A 16,750-nucleotide genomic window follows, 5' to 3' on the forward strand; every position below is an offset into this window, starting at 1 on the left:
AGCACAGCACGCGCTGTTATGAGCCTTGGTCCATTGCCCGGCGGTGGCGCTCAACAAACTCTTGGTAAGTGTCAATGCCGCGCAGGTTGAGGATGGTGTTGCGCACTGCGGCCTCTACCAGCACGGCAATATTGCGCCCCGCCACCACTTGGATGATGACCTTAAGCACAGGCACGCCCAACACGTCTTGCGTGAGTGGTTCGTAGGGCATGCGCTCGTAATCGCGCTCCATCGTCTCTTTGCGCACCAAATGCACAATCAGACGCAAACGCATTTTGCGGCGCACAGCCGTCTCGCCAAAAATAGCACGGATATCGAGCAGGCCAATACCGCGCACCTCTAAGAGGTTTTGCAGCAACTCTGGGCAACGCCCCTCAATGGTGGTTTGGTTGATGCGGTACAGATCGACGGCATCATCGGCCACCAAGCCGTTGCCGCGCGAGATCAACTCTAGCCCCAGCTCGCTTTTGCCCAAGCCCGACTCGCCAGTGATGAGCACGCCCAAGCCCAAAATGTCCATGAACACGCCATGCACCGTAGTGCGGTCGGCAAAGTATTTGGACAGGTAAGCCCGCAGCACATCAATGACGAAGGCCGACGACTCGTGCGTGGCAAACATCGGAATTTGCGCACGCTCGCACATTTGCAACAAGCCCTCAGGCGGGCCTTGACCATCGGCCAAAATAAGCACCGGCGGCTCTAACGTGACAATGCGGGCAATGCGGCGCTTGCAATCTTCAGCAGTAGCGTTGGTTAAGTAGGCTACTTCGCGCTCGCCCAGCAGCTGCACCCGGTAGGGGTGAATATAGTTGAGGTAACCGACTAAATCAGCCCCTGAGCGCGCCGAGCGCACGGCCAGCTCATCAAAATGGCGCTCTGAAGCGCCCAGCCCGGCCACCCACTCCCACTTGAGCAGCGTGCGAAACTCCTCAAACAGGGCATCGGCGCTGACGACGTTGTGTTTCACAGCGCAGCCTCCGAGCAAATCAGGCCACCTGGGTCGATTGCCAACGGGCAATCAGGCTGTGCAACTGGACAGCATCGGTACAGGCCTTGATGGTCTCGCGCAAACCGCCGTCACTGAGTAACTCGGCAATTTCTGACAAGATTTCAAGGTGCTTTTGCGTAGCGGCCTCAGGCACAAGCAGAAAAATGAGCAAGCCCACGGGCTGCTCATCGGGGGCATCAAAGCCAATCGGGTGTGCCAACTGAAACACCGCCGCCATGGGCGATTTGAGTCCCTTGATGCGGCCATGCGGAATAGCCACACCATGGCCCAGGCCAGTGGAACCCAAACGCTCGCGGGCAAACAGGCTGTCGGTGATGAGCGCACGCGAGAGGCCGTGCAGGCTTTCAAACAACAACCCAGCTTCTTCAAAGGCGCGCTTTTTGCTGGTGGCGTCAACGCCCACAAGGACTTGCGCGGCAGGCAGGATGGAGGAAAGTCGGTTCATGGTTTGGCGCAGATTATGCACCCGGTTATACAACCTTTGACCGCCACCCTACCGACAAACACATTCTTGCGCACTAGCATCAGGCCCCAGGACGGGAACGCGGGTCAGAATGGTGGTTTTGCAAGCGGTTTTTGTACCGTACCACTTGGCGATCGAGCTTGTCTATCAAATCATCCACGGCAGCGTACAGGTCTTGGTGTGAAGATTCAGCAAACAAATCGCTGCCCTTGACGTGGATGTTGCACTCGGCACGCTGGCGCTTTTCTTTTTCCTTTTGCTTTTCTACCGACAAGAGCACCTTAAATCCCACCACCTGATCGAAATGGCGCGTGATGCGCTCGAGCTTGGACTGCACATAAGCACGCAAAGAGGGCGTTACATCCAGATGGTGACCGCTGATCGTCAAATTCATACCGTCTCCTGCCGTTCGTCATAGAAAAAGTGGCTCAGGCACTGCACAAGCCACCGCTGCAACCGAGAAATTTATCTGTCAACGCAGACCGACTATGCCCGTGCGCTGCCAGAAAAGCAACGCATCTGCTGCATAACAACGGGGAGTGAAAACCCCTTGTCGCCATCGACACAAAAACCTGCACAATGTTCGGTTTTGTTACAAACACCCATGCCAGCGCCAGCGGCCTAAAATCGCTCTTGCAGCTGGCCACGTTGTGCCGGGCTGCATTGCGCCCTCCGAGGCCCCCTGTTTTTCACTCCCCCAACACCATGACCCAGTCCAGCCCCTCTGCCCTGCACACCTCCGCATTGACCTCGCTGCCCTTGCTGGCACGCGGCAAGGTGCGCGACAACTACGCCGTGGGCGACGACCGCATCCTGATGGTGGCCTCCGACCGTCTTTCCGCCTTTGACGTCATCATGGGCGAGCCCATTCCCGGCAAAGGCGAGCTGCTGACGCAGATGGCGCTGTTTTGGTTTGAGCAACTGGGCCATGTCTGCCCGAACCACCTGACCGGCCAAGCACCCGAGTCCGTAGTCACACCCGAAGAAGTGCCGCAAGTGCAAGGGCGCTCCATGCTGGTGCAGCGCCTGCAACCCGTGCTGATTGAGGCCGTAGTGCGTGGCTACTTGGCGGGCAGCGGCTGGAAGGAATACCAAGAATCGCAATCGGTGTGCGGCGTGCCACTGCCAGCGGGCTTGAGCAATGCCGCCAAGTTGCCCGCCCCGATCTACACCCCAGCGGCCAAAGCCGAGATGGGTGACCATGACGAGAACATCACCTACGAGCGCACGGTAGAGATGGTGGGCGAGAAGCTGGCGGCACAAATCCGCGACACGGCCATCCGCCTGTACCAAGAGGCTGCCGAGATTGCCCTGACCAAGGGCATGATCATTGCCGACACCAAGTTTGAGTTTGGCCTGACCCCCGATGGCACCTTGGTACTGATGGACGAGGTACTGACCCCCGACAGCTCACGCTACTGGCCGGTGGAAGGCTATGAGGCCGCCTTGGCCGCAGGCCAAAACCCACCCAGCTACGACAAACAATTTGTGCGTGACTGGCTAGAGCAAGCCCAAGTGGATGGCCAACCTTGGAACAAAACAGCGCCCGCCCCACGCCTGCCGCAAGAGGTGATTGAAAAAACAGCGGCCAAGTACCGCGAGGCGCTGGAGCGCCTGCGCGCCTAAAGCAAGCCACCCGGCGTGGCCGGGTGCTACGCTTTAGTTCAGGGCCATGCTGAGTTTGCGCCGGTAGGCCGACACCAAGGCGGCCTGTGGGTCTTCTGGCTGGGCAGTTTTGCCCGCCAACGCAATACCGGGGGCCGCTTTGCCCGAAGCGTCCGTGCTGGGCTTGGGGCGCGGTGGCGTCATCAGCTCTAGCAGGGCCACATAGGTTTTGCGCGGTGCTTCGTCGTCCCATTTTTTATCGCGCTGGATGATTTCGAGCAGCTCCTCCAGTGCCAGCGGCCATTCTCCTTGGGCAATCAGCAGGCGGCTTTTGGCAAAGCGGGTAGCAAAATCGCGCCGGTTGTCGGCCAGCAGCTCATCAAACTGTGCCAGCGGCCAGCGGCCACGCGGGTCATTGGCCACAAACTCCAGTGCATTGAGCCACTGGTTCAGGGCGTCAAAACGCAGTTCTACCGGAATCTGGGCCATCGCTGGGGCCAAGGCAGCAGCAGCCTCATTGAGTTGGCCAGAGCCGATCAGCCCCTTGACGTAATCAAAGCGCAGATCGTCGTTGCCGGGGTCGGCAGCCAAGGCATCGGCCAAACGATGCTGGGCATCTTGCACATCCTCCTCGGGTAGCTGCGGCTCTAGGGCTGGTGCGGCATCGGCCTGCACCGGTTTGGCAGCAGCCAAGTGACGATCCAGAAACTCGCGCACCTCGGCTGCGGCTAGGGCACCTACAAAACCATCGACCGGCTGGCCTTCGTGGAACAGCACACAAAATGGAATACTGCGCACACCAAACATTTGCGATAGCTGTCCGGCAATTTGCGGCACCTTGTCGGCATCGAGTTTGGCGAGGATAAAACGCCCGGCATAGTCCGTCTCTAGCTGCTCTAGCACGGGCCCCAGCTGCTTACACGGGCCGCACCAAGGTGCCCAGATGTCCAGCAGCACCGGTGCCTGCATAGAGGGCAGGAGAACTTCGGCTTCAAAATTTTCTAGGGTAATGTCGATCATGGTGCTGTGGTTCCCACAAGGGGGTGGCAAAAAGTAAAATCACGGGTTCACATTCTGCGGCAGCCGCCATCATGGTGCACCGCCTCCACACACTATGACCACCATTCAGATCGGCGTCGTCATGGGCTCCAGCAGCGACTGGGACACCATGCAGCACGCAGTCGAGATTCTCCAGCAGTTTGGCATCGCCCACGAGGCGCGTGTGGTTTCGGCCCATCGTATGCCCGACGATATGTTTGCCTATGCCGAGGCCGCCACCAACCGGGGCCTCAAAGCCATCATTGCCGGTGCCGGGGGTGCCGCCCACCTGCCGGGCATGATTGCCGCCAAAACCACGGTGCCGGTGCTGGGCGTGCCGGTAGCCAGCAAGCATCTGCAAGGGGTCGATTCTTTGCACAGCATTGTGCAAATGCCCAAGGGTATTCCGGTAGCTACCTTTGCCATTGGCGTGGCTGGTGCTGCCAATGCGGCGCTGTTTGCGGTGGCGCTGCTGGCCAATGAAAACCCAGAGTTGCGTGCCAAACTGGAGGCGTTCCGTGCTGCCCAAACCGAAGTAGCCCGCAACATGGCCTTACCGCCCGTAGCATCATGAAGCAGCTTGCAGCTCCTCTTTTGCCCGGCGCAACGCTGGGGGTTCTGGGTGGTGGTCAGCTGGGGCGTATGTTTGTGCATGCGGCGCAGGCGATGGGTTACTTTACGACAGTGCTCGATGAAGACCCGACCAGCCCGGCGGGCTTGGTGAGCCACCAGCATATCCAAACCGGCTACCAAGACCCCGAAGGCTTGGCGCAACTGGCCGAAGTCAGTGATGCCATCACCACCGAGTTTGAAAACGTGCCCGCTGTCTCATTGGCAGCACTGGCCGGGCAGTGCTTTGTGGCCCCTGCCGCCCGTGCTGTGGCGGTAGCGCAAGACCGCGCTCAAGAGAAGTCGCATTTTGTGGGCTGTGGTGTGCCTTGCGCACCCTATGCCGTGATCGAAACTGCCGAGCAACTGGCTGGCGTCGATGCGGGCTTGCTGCCGGGCATCCTCAAAACCGCCCGCTTGGGTTATGACGGCAAGGGCCAGCAACGCGTACAAACCGCCGCTGAACTAGCCACGGCTTGGCAAACTTTAGAGCAAGTGCCTTGCGTACTCGAAAAAATGCTGCCGCTGGCGCTGGAATGCTCAGTGATTGTGGCGCGTGGGGCTGATGGCACGGTGGTGAATCTGCCAGTGCAGCGCAACCTGCACCGCAACGGCATTTTGGCTGTGACCGAAGTCTATGAAGGCAATGTGCCTGTGGCCTTGGCAGCGCAGGCCGTGGCGGCAGCGCAATCGGTTGCCCAAGGGCTGGACTATGTAGGCGTGCTGTGCGTAGAGTTTTTTGTGCTCGATGATGGCAGCTTGGTGGTCAACGAGATCGCGCCACGCCCACACAACAGCGGTCACTACAGCCAAAATGCCTGCGATGTCTCGCAATTTGAGTTGCAAGTGCGCACTTTAGCGGGCTTGCCACTGGTACAGCCACGCCAGCACAGCGCCGCCGTGATGCTCAATTTGCTGGGTGATTTATGGTTTGCCCACGGTGATACCGCACAAACCCCACCGTGGGATGCCGTATTGGCCTTGCCCGGCACGCACCTGCACCTGTATGGCAAAACCGTAGCCAAGCATGGGCGCAAGATGGGCCACCTCAACATCACGGCCCCCACCGCTGATGCCGCCCGCGCTACGGCCCTGCAAGCCGCAGCGCTGCTGGGCATTGCCGCGTTCTGAGTGCCAGCGCCATGATTTTGGACGGCGCACTGCCCGACTCCATCGCCACCGCTGCACAGGCCCTGCGCAGCGGCGCGCTGCTGGGCCTGCCCACCGAAACCGTTTATGGCTTGGCTGCCGATGCCAGCAACGACGCCGCCGTGGCGAAAATTTTTGCCGCCAAGGGCCGCCCAGCAGACCACCCACTGATCGTCCATGTGGCCGATGCGGCGGGCATTGCCCATTTTGCCCGCGAGGTTCCCGCCTTTGCGCAAGCGCTGGTCGATGCCTTTTGGCCCGGCCCCCTCACCTTGATTTTGCCGCGCCTGCCCGGTGTGGCTGCTGCGGCCACGGGCGGCCAAGACAGTGTCGGCATGCGTTGCCCAGCGCACCCAGTCGCCCAAGCCGTGTTACGCGCTGCCGCAACTTTGGGTGTTTGGGGCGTAGCGGCACCCAGCGCCAACCGCTTTGGCCGCGTCAGCCCGACCACGGCGCAGCATGTGCAAGAGGAGCTGGGCGCAGAACTGCTGGTTTTGGATGGTGGCCCCTGTGCCGTGGGCATCGAGTCCACCATCATCGACTGCACCCGTGGCGTGCCGGTGTTGCTGCGCCCCGGTGCCATCAGCCGTGCGCAAATTGCCGCCGCCTGTGGCGTGCCACCGCTGTCCAAAGAAGATTTGCCCGAACACACGCCACGTGCCTCAGGCACGCTGGTCAGCCATTACGCACCCCAGGCCAAGGTACGCTTGATGGATGCCCAAGCCTTGCAAGCGGGGTTGGAGGTGCTGGGTGCCGATGCTACGCACCTCGCGGTGTATGCACGCGCCCCCATGCGCAGCGCCTCCAGCGCCGTGCTGCTGCGCCACATGCCCCACGATCCCGCCGCTGCCGCACAAGAACTGTTTGCCACCTTGCGCAGCCTAGACGATGCCGGTGTCCGCCTGATCTGGATTGAGACCCCCCCCGACACCCCAGACTGGGAAGGCGTGCGCGACCGCCTGCAACGCGCTGCCGCCTAAACCCGCTATCGCTACACTGACCGACTATCTACACTGAAGAGAACACACCATGACAGCACACTGGATGCGCCGCACCACCTTGGCCGTCGCCTGCGCGGCCGCCGCACTGTTGAGCGCCTGCGGCTCCAGCAGCATCGAGTCGGCACTGACCCCTGAGCGGCTGGTCGCTTTTGGCGATGGCTACAGCGCTGCGGGCGAGCGCCGCTACACCGTGAACAACGGCAGCATCAACAACTGGACGCTGCAACTGCTGGACTATTACCAACGCGCTGGTCACACCCCCAGCGGGCTGGTCAATATGGCCGAAGGTAACGCCCGCCTCAGCGCCCACCCAGACGCCGCTGGGCAAGCCAGCACACGCACGGTAACCGAGCAAATCGACCAGTTTCTAGCCAAGCAAACGCTGGGCACAAACGATATCGTGCTCATTAACGCAGGCATCAGCGACTTGATCGTCGATATGGCCGCCGTGCAGGCAGGCACGTTGAGCCGCGAGCAATTTACCGCCCAAGCACGCCAGCACGGCCAAGCCTTGGCCGCGCAGGTGCGCCGGGTGGTGGCAGCAGGGGGCAACCATGTGGCCGTGTCTGGCACCTACGACTTGGGGCGCACCCCTTGGGCCGCAGCGATTGGCCAGCAAGACCTGCTAAGCCAAGCCAGCAGCCAATTCAATCAGGGCCTATTGGTGGCAGTGAACGATTTGAGCGCGCATGTGCTGTATTTGGATGTGGCCTACTACGTCAACCTCTACACCTCGACGCCAGCCTCGTTCTCATTTAGCAACGCCACCACGCCCGTGTGTACCTCGGTGGATACAGGCAACGGCATTGGCATTGGTACTGGGCAGATCAACTCTAGCCTGTGCAGCACCGCCACCTTGGTATCGGGAGCCGATGCAGACCGCTACGTATTTGCCGATGCGGTGTACCTAACCCCCTCGGCCCAGCGCCAACTGGGCCTGTACGCCTACGACAAGCTGCGCGCACGCTGGTAAGCAGCCTGCCCCTTGAGCCCATTAAAGCCAACCAGCCACCTCCAAACGCTCAATGATGTAGTCGGACATCAAACGGTAGCCACGCGGCGAGAGGTGTACATCGTCGGCATACAGGTAGCCGTCGGTGTTGGCCGCCACGGTGCTGTAGGCTGTACAAACCAAGGCGGTGCCATTGAGCGGATTGAGGGCTGGATTGGTGCTGCAAGCTGGCGCGGTGATGTTGGTCAAACCAAAACGGACAGGATCAGCCACCTGCGCCCGGCTCTGGGCAAAAAGATCGGCTTGCACGACTGGGGTACCGGTCAGGCCTGCCTGCAACTGGGCATTAAAAGCCATCGCCATCGTAGTGATGAGCTGGCGGGTGGCAGCGTCGTAAGACAAGGCCAGCGGCGTCGTGGCTACATCGGGCACATTGGCTACCAACACATATTGCGCGCCCTTGGCCAGCACCTGCTCGCGCACCAGCGTTGCCAAGGCTGCACCTGCTTGGGTCATGCCCTGCACCGCCGCCGCAGTGGCAGCACTGACGGCGCTGGCCCCGCCAGTGGCTACCGCCGTCTGGGCAGACTGATCCCACCCTGCCGCCAAAGCAGCACCCACAGCCGTCGTCCCACCTTGGGAGGCTGCGGCCACTGCCTTCAGGTGCATGAACAGATCGTTGGCCCCCGCCATCACCGTGACCAGTTCAGTGCCTGCAAAGCTACCGCCGGTGCGCGACAGGTGGTTGGCCATCTGGGTTTGCACCGGCACCGCCGTCACGCCCAATGTACTGGCATAAAACGGTGCTGCTTGCAACGCCACACTGTGCGGCCCCAAGGGGCTGCTCACGCGGGCGCTGCCTTGGGCATAGTTGTAGCAGCCCGGTACGTTGGTCACAGCGGCTCCCACCAAACCGGGGATATTGGGCAACAGCCCCGTCTGGGCAGCACAGGGTGCAGCCACAGACAAACGCTGGGCGAGATGCTCCGTCCAGTTCAGCCCCGTAGCCCCATTGATGGTGTATTTGCCACCGCCCAACGCTGCCACAGTGCCAACACGGTACGAACCGACATCACTGAGGCTGTCACCAAAGTTGACCACGCCGCTCCAACGCATGGTGTTGTCGTCACTACCGCCGCAGGCGGCCAATACCGCAGCCGTGAGCACCGGAACAGCCCAACGGGCCAAAGAAAACTGTCGTGCCATGAAAAGACTCCTGAATAGATTAAGTACCGATACGGTACCCCATTGAGCAAAATGCTCATGCGGCGGCCTGCTCAAGGGCTACTCGAATCTAGGCACTATTGGCCCTGAGCGGCCCACTCCACCAAGGCATCCAGCACCGGACGCGCTGCTGCCGCTTGGGCATGGTTGACCACTGCCACCAAGACATAGCGGCGGCCATCGGTGGCATGGACGTAACCTGCCACCGCCATCACATCACGCAGGCTGCCGGTTTTCAGATGGGCGCGGGCGCTAGCACGGCTGCGGCGCAGCGTACCGTCTACCCCAGTCACGGGCAAGGAGGCCAGCAGTTCGGGCATCACCGGCGAGGCCCAAGCCGCCTGCAACATGCGCGCCAAGGCTTGGGCGGTGATGCGGGTCTGGCGGCTCAAACCAGCGCCGTTGTCCATCGCCGGGAGGTCGGCCTCATCCCAGCGGGTACGCCACCACTGGCGCACCGCTGCGCGGGCGTTCTCTGGTGTCCCCACACCGTGCTGCTGCCAGCCCAAGGTCAGCCACAACTGCTGGGCCATCACGTTGTTGCTGTATTTGTTGATGTCACGCACCACCTCGGCCAAGGAGGGAGAGGTGGCTACCCAAGCAGGCTCCAGATGGCGTGGCACTGTGCCGCTGCGCACGGTGCCAGTGAGCTGGCCGCCCAACTCGCGCCACATGCCTTCCACCGCCCGCTGGGCGTAACGGGCCGGATCGGCATAGGCCATGGCCCAACTGCGCTCGCCACAAGCGGCAGCATAGGCCCCGCGCAGCACCACACGGGTGGCATCACTCCAGTCGGCGCGCAGACTGGCGCGCCAGTCACCACAGGCCGTACCGGCAGGGGCTAGCGGTACTGTGGCGGGCGCTTGCACCCCTGCCAAGGGCGGCTCCATTTGCACCCTCGCTACCCCAGCAGCGGGGTCTGGTACCAGATTGAACACCACCGCCTTAAAGTTGAGCAGCAGTGCATCAGGCGCGGCGTTGTAGGGGCGCAGCGGTTCGCCATCAAACGCGGCGGGGTCGTGGGCGGGCAACACAAAGGCAGAGTGATCGAGCACGATATCGCCCGCAATCTGGCGTATGCCTTGCCCCTGCAAGCGCCGCAGCAGCAGCCACAGGCGCTCCATGACCATTTTGGGATCACCTTGGCCGCGCAAATAGACATTGCCTTGCAAGGTGCCAGAGCGCACCGGGCCGTCGATATACACCGGGGTTTGCCAAACATAGGCCGGCCCCAGTAACTCCAGCCCGGCATAGGTAGTGACCAGCTTCATCACCGAAGCGGGGTTCATCGGCACTTGGGCACGGTGAGCCAAGCGGGGCGTGCCTCCGGCAGCATCCACCACCAGTACAGACACAGCATCGGGCGGCAACTGGGCGCGCTCCAGTGCGGTTTGGACAGGGACAGGCAGCGGCCCTTGCGCTGCCAGAGCAGCCTGCGCACCCATCAACGCCCAAGCCCAAGCCCAAGCCAAGACAAATCCTAGCCTACGACCACCGCCGTTACACCAACAAGTAGAAAACAACATGGCAGCCAGTTTATGCCCCATCGGGCCAGCGCCCTCATCCCCCTGCGCCACCACAGGTACAGACTGCCACCGATAATCTGGTGATGCGTTTTTCTCCCCGCTCTGTGGGCCTACTGGCCGCGTTCGTCACCGTAGCGATTTGGACGGCCTTTATCCTGATTGCCCGCGCCTCATCACAGCGTAGTTTGGCACCACTAGATATTGCTTGGCTGCGCGTGCTGGGGGCCAGTACGGTGCTGATGCCTTGGGGCTGGTGGCTGGTGCGCCGCCGGGGACGCAACCCCACTCTGCGTGCGGCCATGCCGTCGAGCCTATTGGGGTTTTCGCCGCTGCCACTGCACCTGACGGTACAGTTAGGCATGTTTGGTGGCGTGATTTATTGCCTGCTGGTTTATTCTGGATTTTTCTACGCCCCAGCCACCCATGCCTCAGTGCTGCTACCAGGCAGCCTACCCTTGTGGACGACGCTGCTGGCCGCCATACTGCTGCGTGAGCACATTACCCCCATGCGGGCCACCGGCTTGGCCTTGATTGTGGTGGGCGATCTACTGGTGGGAGGCAGCAGCCTGCTGGCAGCATTCAACGGCGGCGATGTCTGGCGGGGCGATATGCTGTTTATGGCCGCATCCATGTGCTGGGCCTGCTACAGCGTACTGGCCCGGCGCTGTGGTGCCGATGCCGTGCAAGCCACCATTGCCATTACTGCGTTTGCGCTCATCACTTATGTGCCCATTTATGCGCTGTTAGTAGGCTTAGGCTTACTGAGCAGCCAACTGGTGCAAGCACCGTGGAGCGAGATTGCTTTTCAGATGCTGTTCCAAGGCGTAGGCTCGGTAGCCATCTCCGGCATCACCTTCACGCACATGGTGCAGCACTTTGGGCCAGTGCGCTCCACCATGATTACGGCCTTGGTGCCAGGCCTGTCTGCCATTGGTGCGGTGTTATTGCTGGAGGAGCCACTGCACTGGAATCTGGTGGCCGGGCTGCTGTTGGTCACGGTGGGTATCTTCTTTGGCGTGCTGGGTGTACGGGCGGTGCGTAACAATGCAGCCCCATGAACCTGCTTGCCTTTGATACCAGCACCGATACCCTTTCTATTGCTGTGGCGCGTGGCCCAGCCCTGTGGCAGCACAGCGGCCCCGGCGCAGCGCAATCCTCGGCCACGCTTATCCCGGCCATCGAGCAATTGCTCCACGACGCCGGATTGACCCTCGGCCAGCTCGATGCCATTGTGTTTGGGCGCGGCCCCGGCTCTTTTACCGGCCTGCGCACCGCCTGCGCCATTGCCCAAGGCTTGGCTTTTGGGGCCAACGGCGGGCGTGGCCTGCCTGTTCTGCCCATAGATACCCTGATGGCGGTGGCCGAAGCGGCCCGCCAGCAGCACGGCTGCACCCAGATCGTAGCCACGCTCGATGCACGCATGAACGAGGTCTACCACGGCCAGTACCAATGGCAAGATGGCGCTTGGCTGGCCCCGGAAGACTTTGGCCTGTGCGCCCCCGAAGCCGTGGCTGTGCCCTTGGGTTGGACGGTGGCGGGCAACGCCCATGCCGCCTATGGGCCACGCCTTGCCCCCCATGCTTTGCACGTAGCCGCCTTGCCCAGCGCCAGCGCACTGTTGCAACTGGCCCCGGCGCTGCTCCAAGCTGGGGCAGCCGTACCTGCCGACCAAGCCCTGCCCCGCTACGTGCGCGACAAGGTAGCCAAAACCACCGCCGAACGCGAAGCCGAACGGGCCACCACCCAGCCAGCAGCACAACCATGAGCGCCCAACCCAACGCCCACCACCCTGCCCCTGAAGTGTGCCTGCAAGCCCTGAGCATCAATGATTTGGATACGCTGCTGGCCGTAGAGCAGCGCGCCTACAGCCACCCTTGGACACGCGGCAACTTTACCGATGCGCTGGCCAGCGGTTACCAAATTCAACTGCTCAAAGGCGGGCCTGAACTGCTGGGCTATTTTGTGGCTATGCCGGGAGTCGATGAGGCCCATTTGCTCAACATCACCGTGGCCCCAGAGTTTCAGGGGCAAGGCTGGGCGCGGCTGCTATTGGATGCGCTGGCGCTGTGGGCGCGCGGCCAGCGGGCGCAATGGCTTTGGTTAGAGGTGCGGATCGGCAACTTGCGCGCACGCCATATCTATGAACAATATGGTTTTCGGGAGGTGGGGGTACGCAAGAACTACTACCCCGCAGCCCACGGCCAGCGCGAAGATGCTGTGGTGATGAGCGTACCCTTATGAGCCTGCACCTTGATGCCCGCCAGCGCGCCATGCTGCAAGAAATGGGCGTGCATGTCTGGTCGCCAGCCCCTGTGGTCAGTGCCCCACTAGGGCAGCCGCTGGCCGCCGACACCACAGCCGGAGCCATGCTGCCGCCCACACCCACCATACAGCAGCCCACCAGAACACCCCCACCATCTAGGGCAGCATACCAAGCCACTGGTGCAATCTCCACGCCTGTAGCCAGCACCACACCTTCGGCAACCACCAGCGCAGCACTGGTACTACATCCGCCCCGGCGGCTCTACCCCGCCACAGCAGAAACCACCACGGTGGCCCCCCATCTTGGCAATGCTTGGCTGATTGTGGCCGAGGGCCGCGCCGATACCGATCCACTGGCGGGCGATGCCGGTACGCTGCTGCACAACATGCTGCGCGCCCTGCAATTGCACCAACACCCACAAGTGTTTTTTTGTGGCGTAGAGCTGGCCCCCCCCCATCAACCCCATGCCACGCCTCACCCCGATGCCGTACTCACCCCAGCCTTGGCCCAAATCCAGCCCGCGATGGTGCTGCTGATGGGGCGGCTGGCCGCCCGTGCGGCGCTGGGGCGCACCGAACCGCTAGGGCAACTGCGCGCCCAACCGCACAGTGTGGCAGGCTACCCGGCCATCGTCACCTACGATGCCCCCTATTTGCTGCGCCAAGGCAAATACAAGGCCGCCGCGTGGGCCGACCTGTGCCACGCCCGCCACATGGTTCAGGCCCTGCCGCCTCACAGACGGTAATGCTCAGGCTGGCTTGTCCAGCACAAACGCACTGGCCAACTGTGCCAGATTGATGCATTGGTCTTGCAAGCTGGCAGCAGCGGGGGTGGCTTTACTGCGGGCTAGACTGCTCGCAGCGCAGCGTGGAAGACTGTGCCTGGGTGGCTACGGCGGCAAAATCGCTCAATGTGCCTAAACGCCCCACCTCACCATTGAGCAGGTAGTAAATACTGGCCGGGGCAAAGGTGGGCACAGCCACATCAGCGCCCACACACAGGGCACCACCTTGGTAGCAGCGGGCCACATAGGGGCTAACCACTTGGGTGGGCGTGGGCTGCAAAAATAAGGTGGGGTAAGTACGCTCGGCCCAATCGAGCACACATTCCAGCGGCTGTGATACGCCCGTGCCCACCACGATGCGCTCTACCTGCGTGCCCCCTTGCACCGGAAACACCAGCCGCGCAGCCCGCGCCCCCGGTGCCGTAGGCACAAAACCGACCAAGGTAGAGCAACCCAGCCCCGGCTGCAAAGTCCGACCACTGCAACCGTCAGACCCCTGCACGGCAAAGTCTGCCGGGGCTATGCTGGGGCAACCCAGCGCCATGCACACGGCCATGTCACTATCCACGCGCACCTGCCCCAGCGTCACAGGAGTGCTACCTTGGTTAAATACAGAAAAATACTGGGCCGCATAAGTGGCACCCACCGGAATCTTGCCAAAGTGGTGCTCCAGTGGCGGATCGGTAATAGCCACTTGGGCCAGTGCAGGCACTGCCAATGCACACAGCCCGGCAGCAGAGAGGGTCTGGCGAACAAAAAGAGGAAAGCGCATGGCAAACAGCTCCTGCAAACGGGGGATGGAAAAGCCATCAGCTTGCCCCTATTGCCGTAGGGCGTCAAGCACCCCCTAAGACCACCATAAAAAAAGCCAGTCAGCTTTTACACCGACTGGCTGGCCCCCAAAGGGAGAGGTGATGAACGATCAGTGTGCCGCAGCGCTGGCAGCGCCTACGCCAGTTTGGGCGCGCACATACTGGTCGTCAAAGGCAGCGCGTTCGGCTTGGGCTTGTGCGCTGTTGTCCAGTTTGGAGAACACATAAATACCCAAGAAAGCCAGTGGCATGGCAAACAGAGCAGGCTGTGTGTACGGGAAGATGGGAGACGCATTGCCCAGCACATCTACCCACACCGACTTGGAGAGCACCACAAACATCACCGAGCTAATCAAGCCCGTATAGCCACCGACCAGCGCACCGCGTGTGGTCAGGCCACGCCAGTACATCGACATCAGCAGCACCGGGAAGTTAGCGCACGATGCTACGCCAAAGGCCAACGCCACCATAAATGCCACGTTCATTTTCTCAAAGGCCACGCCCAACAGCACCGCCACCACGCCCAAACCCAGCGTAGCAATTTTGGAGACACGGATTTCTTTTTCTTCCGAGACATTGCCCTTCATGATGACGCGGGCGTACAGGTCGTGCGAGATAGCCGAAGCACCGGCCAATGCCAAGCCTGCCACCACCGCCAAAATCGTGGCAAAGGCCACAGCCGACAAAAAGCCCAGCAGCAAATTGCCACCAGCAGCCTTAGCCAAGTGCAAGGCCACCATGTTGCCACCACCAATGAGCTTGCCCTTGATATCACCGCCCTCAAAGAATTGCGGATCGGTGCCCACCAGCACAATGGAGCACAGGCCCATGATGGCAATCACGTTGAAGAAGAAGGCAATGATGCCCGACGCGTAAAACACCGACTTGCGCGCTTCCTTGGCATTGGTCACGGTAAAAAAGCGCATCAAAATGTGTGGCAGCCCGGCAATGCCGAACATCAAACCCAAGCCCATCGAAATGGCGGTGATTGGATCGGCCAGCAAGCTGCCGGGGGTCATCAGTTTAGAGCCGAGCTTATGGACTTCCATGGCACGGGTGGTCAAGGTATCAAAGCTGAAACCAAAATTGCTAAACGCCAGCAGCATGATGGCCGTGCCACCCACCAGCAACATGCACGCCTTAATGATCTGCACCCAAGTGGTAGCCACCATGCCACCAAAAATCACATACACCATCATCAGAATGCCCACCACCACCAGCGCAACGTGGTAATCCAAACCAAACAACAGTTTGATGAGCTGGCCCGCGCCCACCATTTGGGCCACCAAATAGAAGCACACCACCACCAGCGAGCTAATCGCCGCCATCGTACGCACCTTGCCTTGGTTAAGGCGGTAGGCGGTGATGTCAGCAAAAGTAAATTTGCCCAGATTGCGCAGGCGCTCGGCCATCAAAAACAAGATGATGGGCCAGCCCACAAAAAAGGCCACCATGTAGATATAGCCATCTACCCCTTGGCCGTAGATCATGGCAGTCAGGCCCAGCAGCGTGGCGGCGGACATAAAGTCCCCGGCAATAGCCAAGCCATTTTGCTTGCCCGTGATACCACCACCCGCTGTGTAAAAGTCGGATGCCGACTTAGAGCGGCCCGCCGCCCAGTAGGTGATGCCCAGCGTCATGAGCACGAACACAAAGAACATGCCGATGGCGTGCAAATTGAGCGGTTGTTTTTGGGCCGCGCCCAAATCGGGGCCAGCCAAGGCTAATGTGGGCAACAGCCACAGCAGAGCCGCCAGCGGACGGCCCACAGAAGAAAGCAGAGAAGGTGTACGGTTCATGATTTTTTCAGGGCGTCTTGGACGATTTGTTCATTCAGGCTGTCAAATTCGCCATTGGCGCGGCGCACATACACCCACGTCAGCAAACAGAAAAACACGAACTGGAAAAAACCCAGTGCAAAACCTACCGTCAAATTGCTGCCTTCAAAAATGCGCGCAGCGATAAAACTGGGCACAAAGGCCACTAGCAGCACAAAGCTAAAAAACACAATAATCACCAACAGTGCCAGCGTGGCGGCAAAGCGCCCACGCTGGCGCACCAGCTGGGCATAGCGCGGGTCGCGCTTGATGTTCTCGTACAGTGGATTGGACATGGGTCTCCCTAAATAATCATTGAATGCGCAACGCATAAACCGGCGGCATTCTAGGAAGTCAATCCTGTTTAATCCTTACAGAACATCATTCGCTTATCCTGTATAATCATCTCCCCATCGGCGCTAGGGTACAGCCTGCAATCGGCGGGCCTCTGGAGTTGTCTACCCACGAGGCCCCAAAGCACACCCTGCAGGCGCTGCG

The 16,750-nt window shown here is 61.0% G+C and carries 18 protein-coding genes; 9 read left to right on the top strand and 9 right to left on the bottom strand.

The window, feature by feature from the left end:
- Window positions 1-16: 16 nt before the first annotated feature.
- The 3 genes from hprK to hpf all read right to left on the bottom strand — a co-directional run bounded on the left by hprK (window position 17) and on the right by hpf (window position 1,866).
- Window positions 17-967: an HPr(Ser) kinase/phosphatase gene (hprK, locus tag BMX55_RS09165; RefSeq protein ID WP_091456353.1), complete on the bottom strand. Its 951-nt coding sequence runs from the start codon at window positions 965-967 to the stop codon at window positions 17-19.
- Window positions 968-986: 19 nt separating this feature from the next.
- Window positions 987-1,454 carry a PTS sugar transporter subunit IIA gene (locus BMX55_RS09170; protein ID WP_091456765.1) on the bottom strand — a complete coding sequence of 156 codons (468 nt, stop codon included), beginning with the start codon at window positions 1,452-1,454 and terminating at the stop codon, window positions 987-989.
- A gap of 79 nt (window positions 1,455-1,533) precedes the next feature.
- Window positions 1,534-1,866 carry a ribosome hibernation-promoting factor, HPF/YfiA family gene (gene hpf / locus BMX55_RS09175; RefSeq protein WP_091456357.1) on the bottom strand — a complete coding sequence of 111 codons (333 nt, stop codon included), beginning with the start codon at window positions 1,864-1,866 and terminating at the stop codon, window positions 1,534-1,536.
- Between the two features lie 311 nt (window positions 1,867-2,177).
- On the opposite strand from hpf, the gene BMX55_RS09180 reads away from it, so the two are divergent.
- The gene (locus tag BMX55_RS09180) at window positions 2,178-3,098 is read left to right on the top strand and encodes a phosphoribosylaminoimidazolesuccinocarboxamide synthase (protein WP_091456361.1); all 921 of its coding nucleotides are present in this window, start codon (window positions 2,178-2,180) and stop codon (window positions 3,096-3,098) included.
- A 33-nt stretch (window positions 3,099-3,131) separates the two neighbouring features.
- Here BMX55_RS09180 and BMX55_RS09185 read toward each other — a convergent pair whose 3' ends face one another.
- Entirely contained in the window at window positions 3,132-4,097 is a 966-nt protein-coding gene (locus BMX55_RS09185) for a tetratricopeptide repeat protein (RefSeq protein ID WP_091456364.1), read from the bottom strand.
- A gap of 94 nt (window positions 4,098-4,191) precedes the next feature.
- On the opposite strand from BMX55_RS09185, the gene purE reads away from it, so the two are divergent.
- Genes purE through BMX55_RS09205 form a run of 4 tightly spaced genes read left to right on the top strand, consistent with a single transcriptional unit; the run spans window position 4,192 to window position 7,847 of the window.
- Window positions 4,192-4,689 carry a 5-(carboxyamino)imidazole ribonucleotide mutase gene (purE, locus tag BMX55_RS09190; RefSeq protein ID WP_091456366.1) on the top strand — a complete coding sequence of 166 codons (498 nt, stop codon included), beginning with the start codon at window positions 4,192-4,194 and terminating at the stop codon, window positions 4,687-4,689.
- Window positions 4,686-5,855 carry a 5-(carboxyamino)imidazole ribonucleotide synthase gene (locus BMX55_RS09195; RefSeq protein WP_091456369.1) on the top strand — a complete coding sequence of 390 codons (1,170 nt, stop codon included), beginning with the start codon at window positions 4,686-4,688 and terminating at the stop codon, window positions 5,853-5,855. Before purE ends, BMX55_RS09195 begins: the two co-directional genes overlap by 4 nt.
- An 11-nt stretch (window positions 5,856-5,866) precedes the next feature.
- A complete protein-coding gene (locus BMX55_RS09200) occupies window positions 5,867-6,853 on the top strand; it encodes an L-threonylcarbamoyladenylate synthase (RefSeq protein ID WP_091456373.1) in 987 nt (328 codons plus the stop codon).
- A 49-nt stretch (window positions 6,854-6,902) separates the two neighbouring features.
- Entirely contained in the window at window positions 6,903-7,847 is a 945-nt protein-coding gene (locus BMX55_RS09205) for an SGNH/GDSL hydrolase family protein (RefSeq protein ID WP_091456376.1), read from the top strand.
- A 21-nt stretch (window positions 7,848-7,868) separates the two neighbouring features.
- On the opposite strand, the gene BMX55_RS09210 is transcribed toward BMX55_RS09205, so the two are convergent.
- Together BMX55_RS09210 and dacB are read right to left on the bottom strand one after the other, a co-directional pair.
- A complete protein-coding gene (locus tag BMX55_RS09210; RefSeq protein WP_091456380.1) occupies window positions 7,869-9,032 on the bottom strand; it encodes an SGNH/GDSL hydrolase family protein in 1,164 nt (387 codons plus the stop codon).
- 95 nt (window positions 9,033-9,127) lie between these two features.
- Complete coding sequence (gene dacB, locus BMX55_RS09215) at window positions 9,128-10,576, bottom strand: D-alanyl-D-alanine carboxypeptidase/D-alanyl-D-alanine endopeptidase (RefSeq protein WP_091456768.1); 1,449 nt, start codon at window positions 10,574-10,576, stop codon at window positions 9,128-9,130.
- A gap of 83 nt (window positions 10,577-10,659) precedes the next feature.
- Here dacB and BMX55_RS09220 point away from each other — a divergent pair, with 83 nt between their 5' ends.
- From BMX55_RS09220 to BMX55_RS09235, 4 genes are read left to right on the top strand one after another with little or no spacing between them, the layout of a single operon-like run.
- Complete coding sequence (locus tag BMX55_RS09220) at window positions 10,660-11,634, top strand: DMT family transporter (RefSeq protein WP_091456383.1); 975 nt, start codon at window positions 10,660-10,662, stop codon at window positions 11,632-11,634.
- Complete coding sequence (gene tsaB, locus BMX55_RS09225) at window positions 11,631-12,341, top strand: tRNA (adenosine(37)-N6)-threonylcarbamoyltransferase complex dimerization subunit type 1 TsaB (RefSeq protein WP_091456385.1); 711 nt, start codon at window positions 11,631-11,633, stop codon at window positions 12,339-12,341. Before BMX55_RS09220 ends, tsaB begins: the two co-directional genes overlap by 4 nt.
- On the top strand, window positions 12,338-12,817 hold the full coding sequence (gene rimI, locus BMX55_RS09230; RefSeq protein ID WP_091456388.1) for a ribosomal protein S18-alanine N-acetyltransferase: 480 nt from the start codon (window positions 12,338-12,340) through the stop codon (window positions 12,815-12,817). The genes tsaB and rimI overlap by 4 nt, the downstream gene beginning before the upstream one ends.
- Window positions 12,814-13,584: a uracil-DNA glycosylase family protein gene (locus BMX55_RS09235; protein ID WP_245751354.1), complete on the top strand. Its 771-nt coding sequence runs from the start codon at window positions 12,814-12,816 to the stop codon at window positions 13,582-13,584. Before rimI ends, BMX55_RS09235 begins: the two co-directional genes overlap by 4 nt.
- Window positions 13,585-13,675: 91 nt before the next feature.
- Here BMX55_RS09235 and BMX55_RS09240 read toward each other — a convergent pair whose 3' ends face one another.
- The 3 genes from BMX55_RS09240 to BMX55_RS09250 all read right to left on the bottom strand — a co-directional run bounded on the left by BMX55_RS09240 (window position 13,676) and on the right by BMX55_RS09250 (window position 16,548).
- Window positions 13,676-14,395: a hypothetical protein gene (locus BMX55_RS09240; RefSeq protein WP_143059611.1), complete on the bottom strand. Its 720-nt coding sequence runs from the start codon at window positions 14,393-14,395 to the stop codon at window positions 13,676-13,678.
- A 150-nt stretch (window positions 14,396-14,545) separates the two neighbouring features.
- Complete coding sequence (locus BMX55_RS09245; RefSeq protein ID WP_091456396.1) at window positions 14,546-16,234, bottom strand: cation acetate symporter; 1,689 nt, start codon at window positions 16,232-16,234, stop codon at window positions 14,546-14,548.
- Window positions 16,231-16,548: a DUF485 domain-containing protein gene (locus BMX55_RS09250; RefSeq protein ID WP_218144475.1), complete on the bottom strand. Its 318-nt coding sequence runs from the start codon at window positions 16,546-16,548 to the stop codon at window positions 16,231-16,233. The genes BMX55_RS09245 and BMX55_RS09250 overlap by 4 nt, the downstream gene beginning before the upstream one ends.
- Window positions 16,549-16,750: the final 202 nt, after the last annotated feature.

It is taken from the genome of Giesbergeria anulus (assembly GCF_900111115.1).
Lineage (GTDB): Bacteria > Pseudomonadota > Gammaproteobacteria > Burkholderiales > Burkholderiaceae_C > Simplicispira > Simplicispira anulus.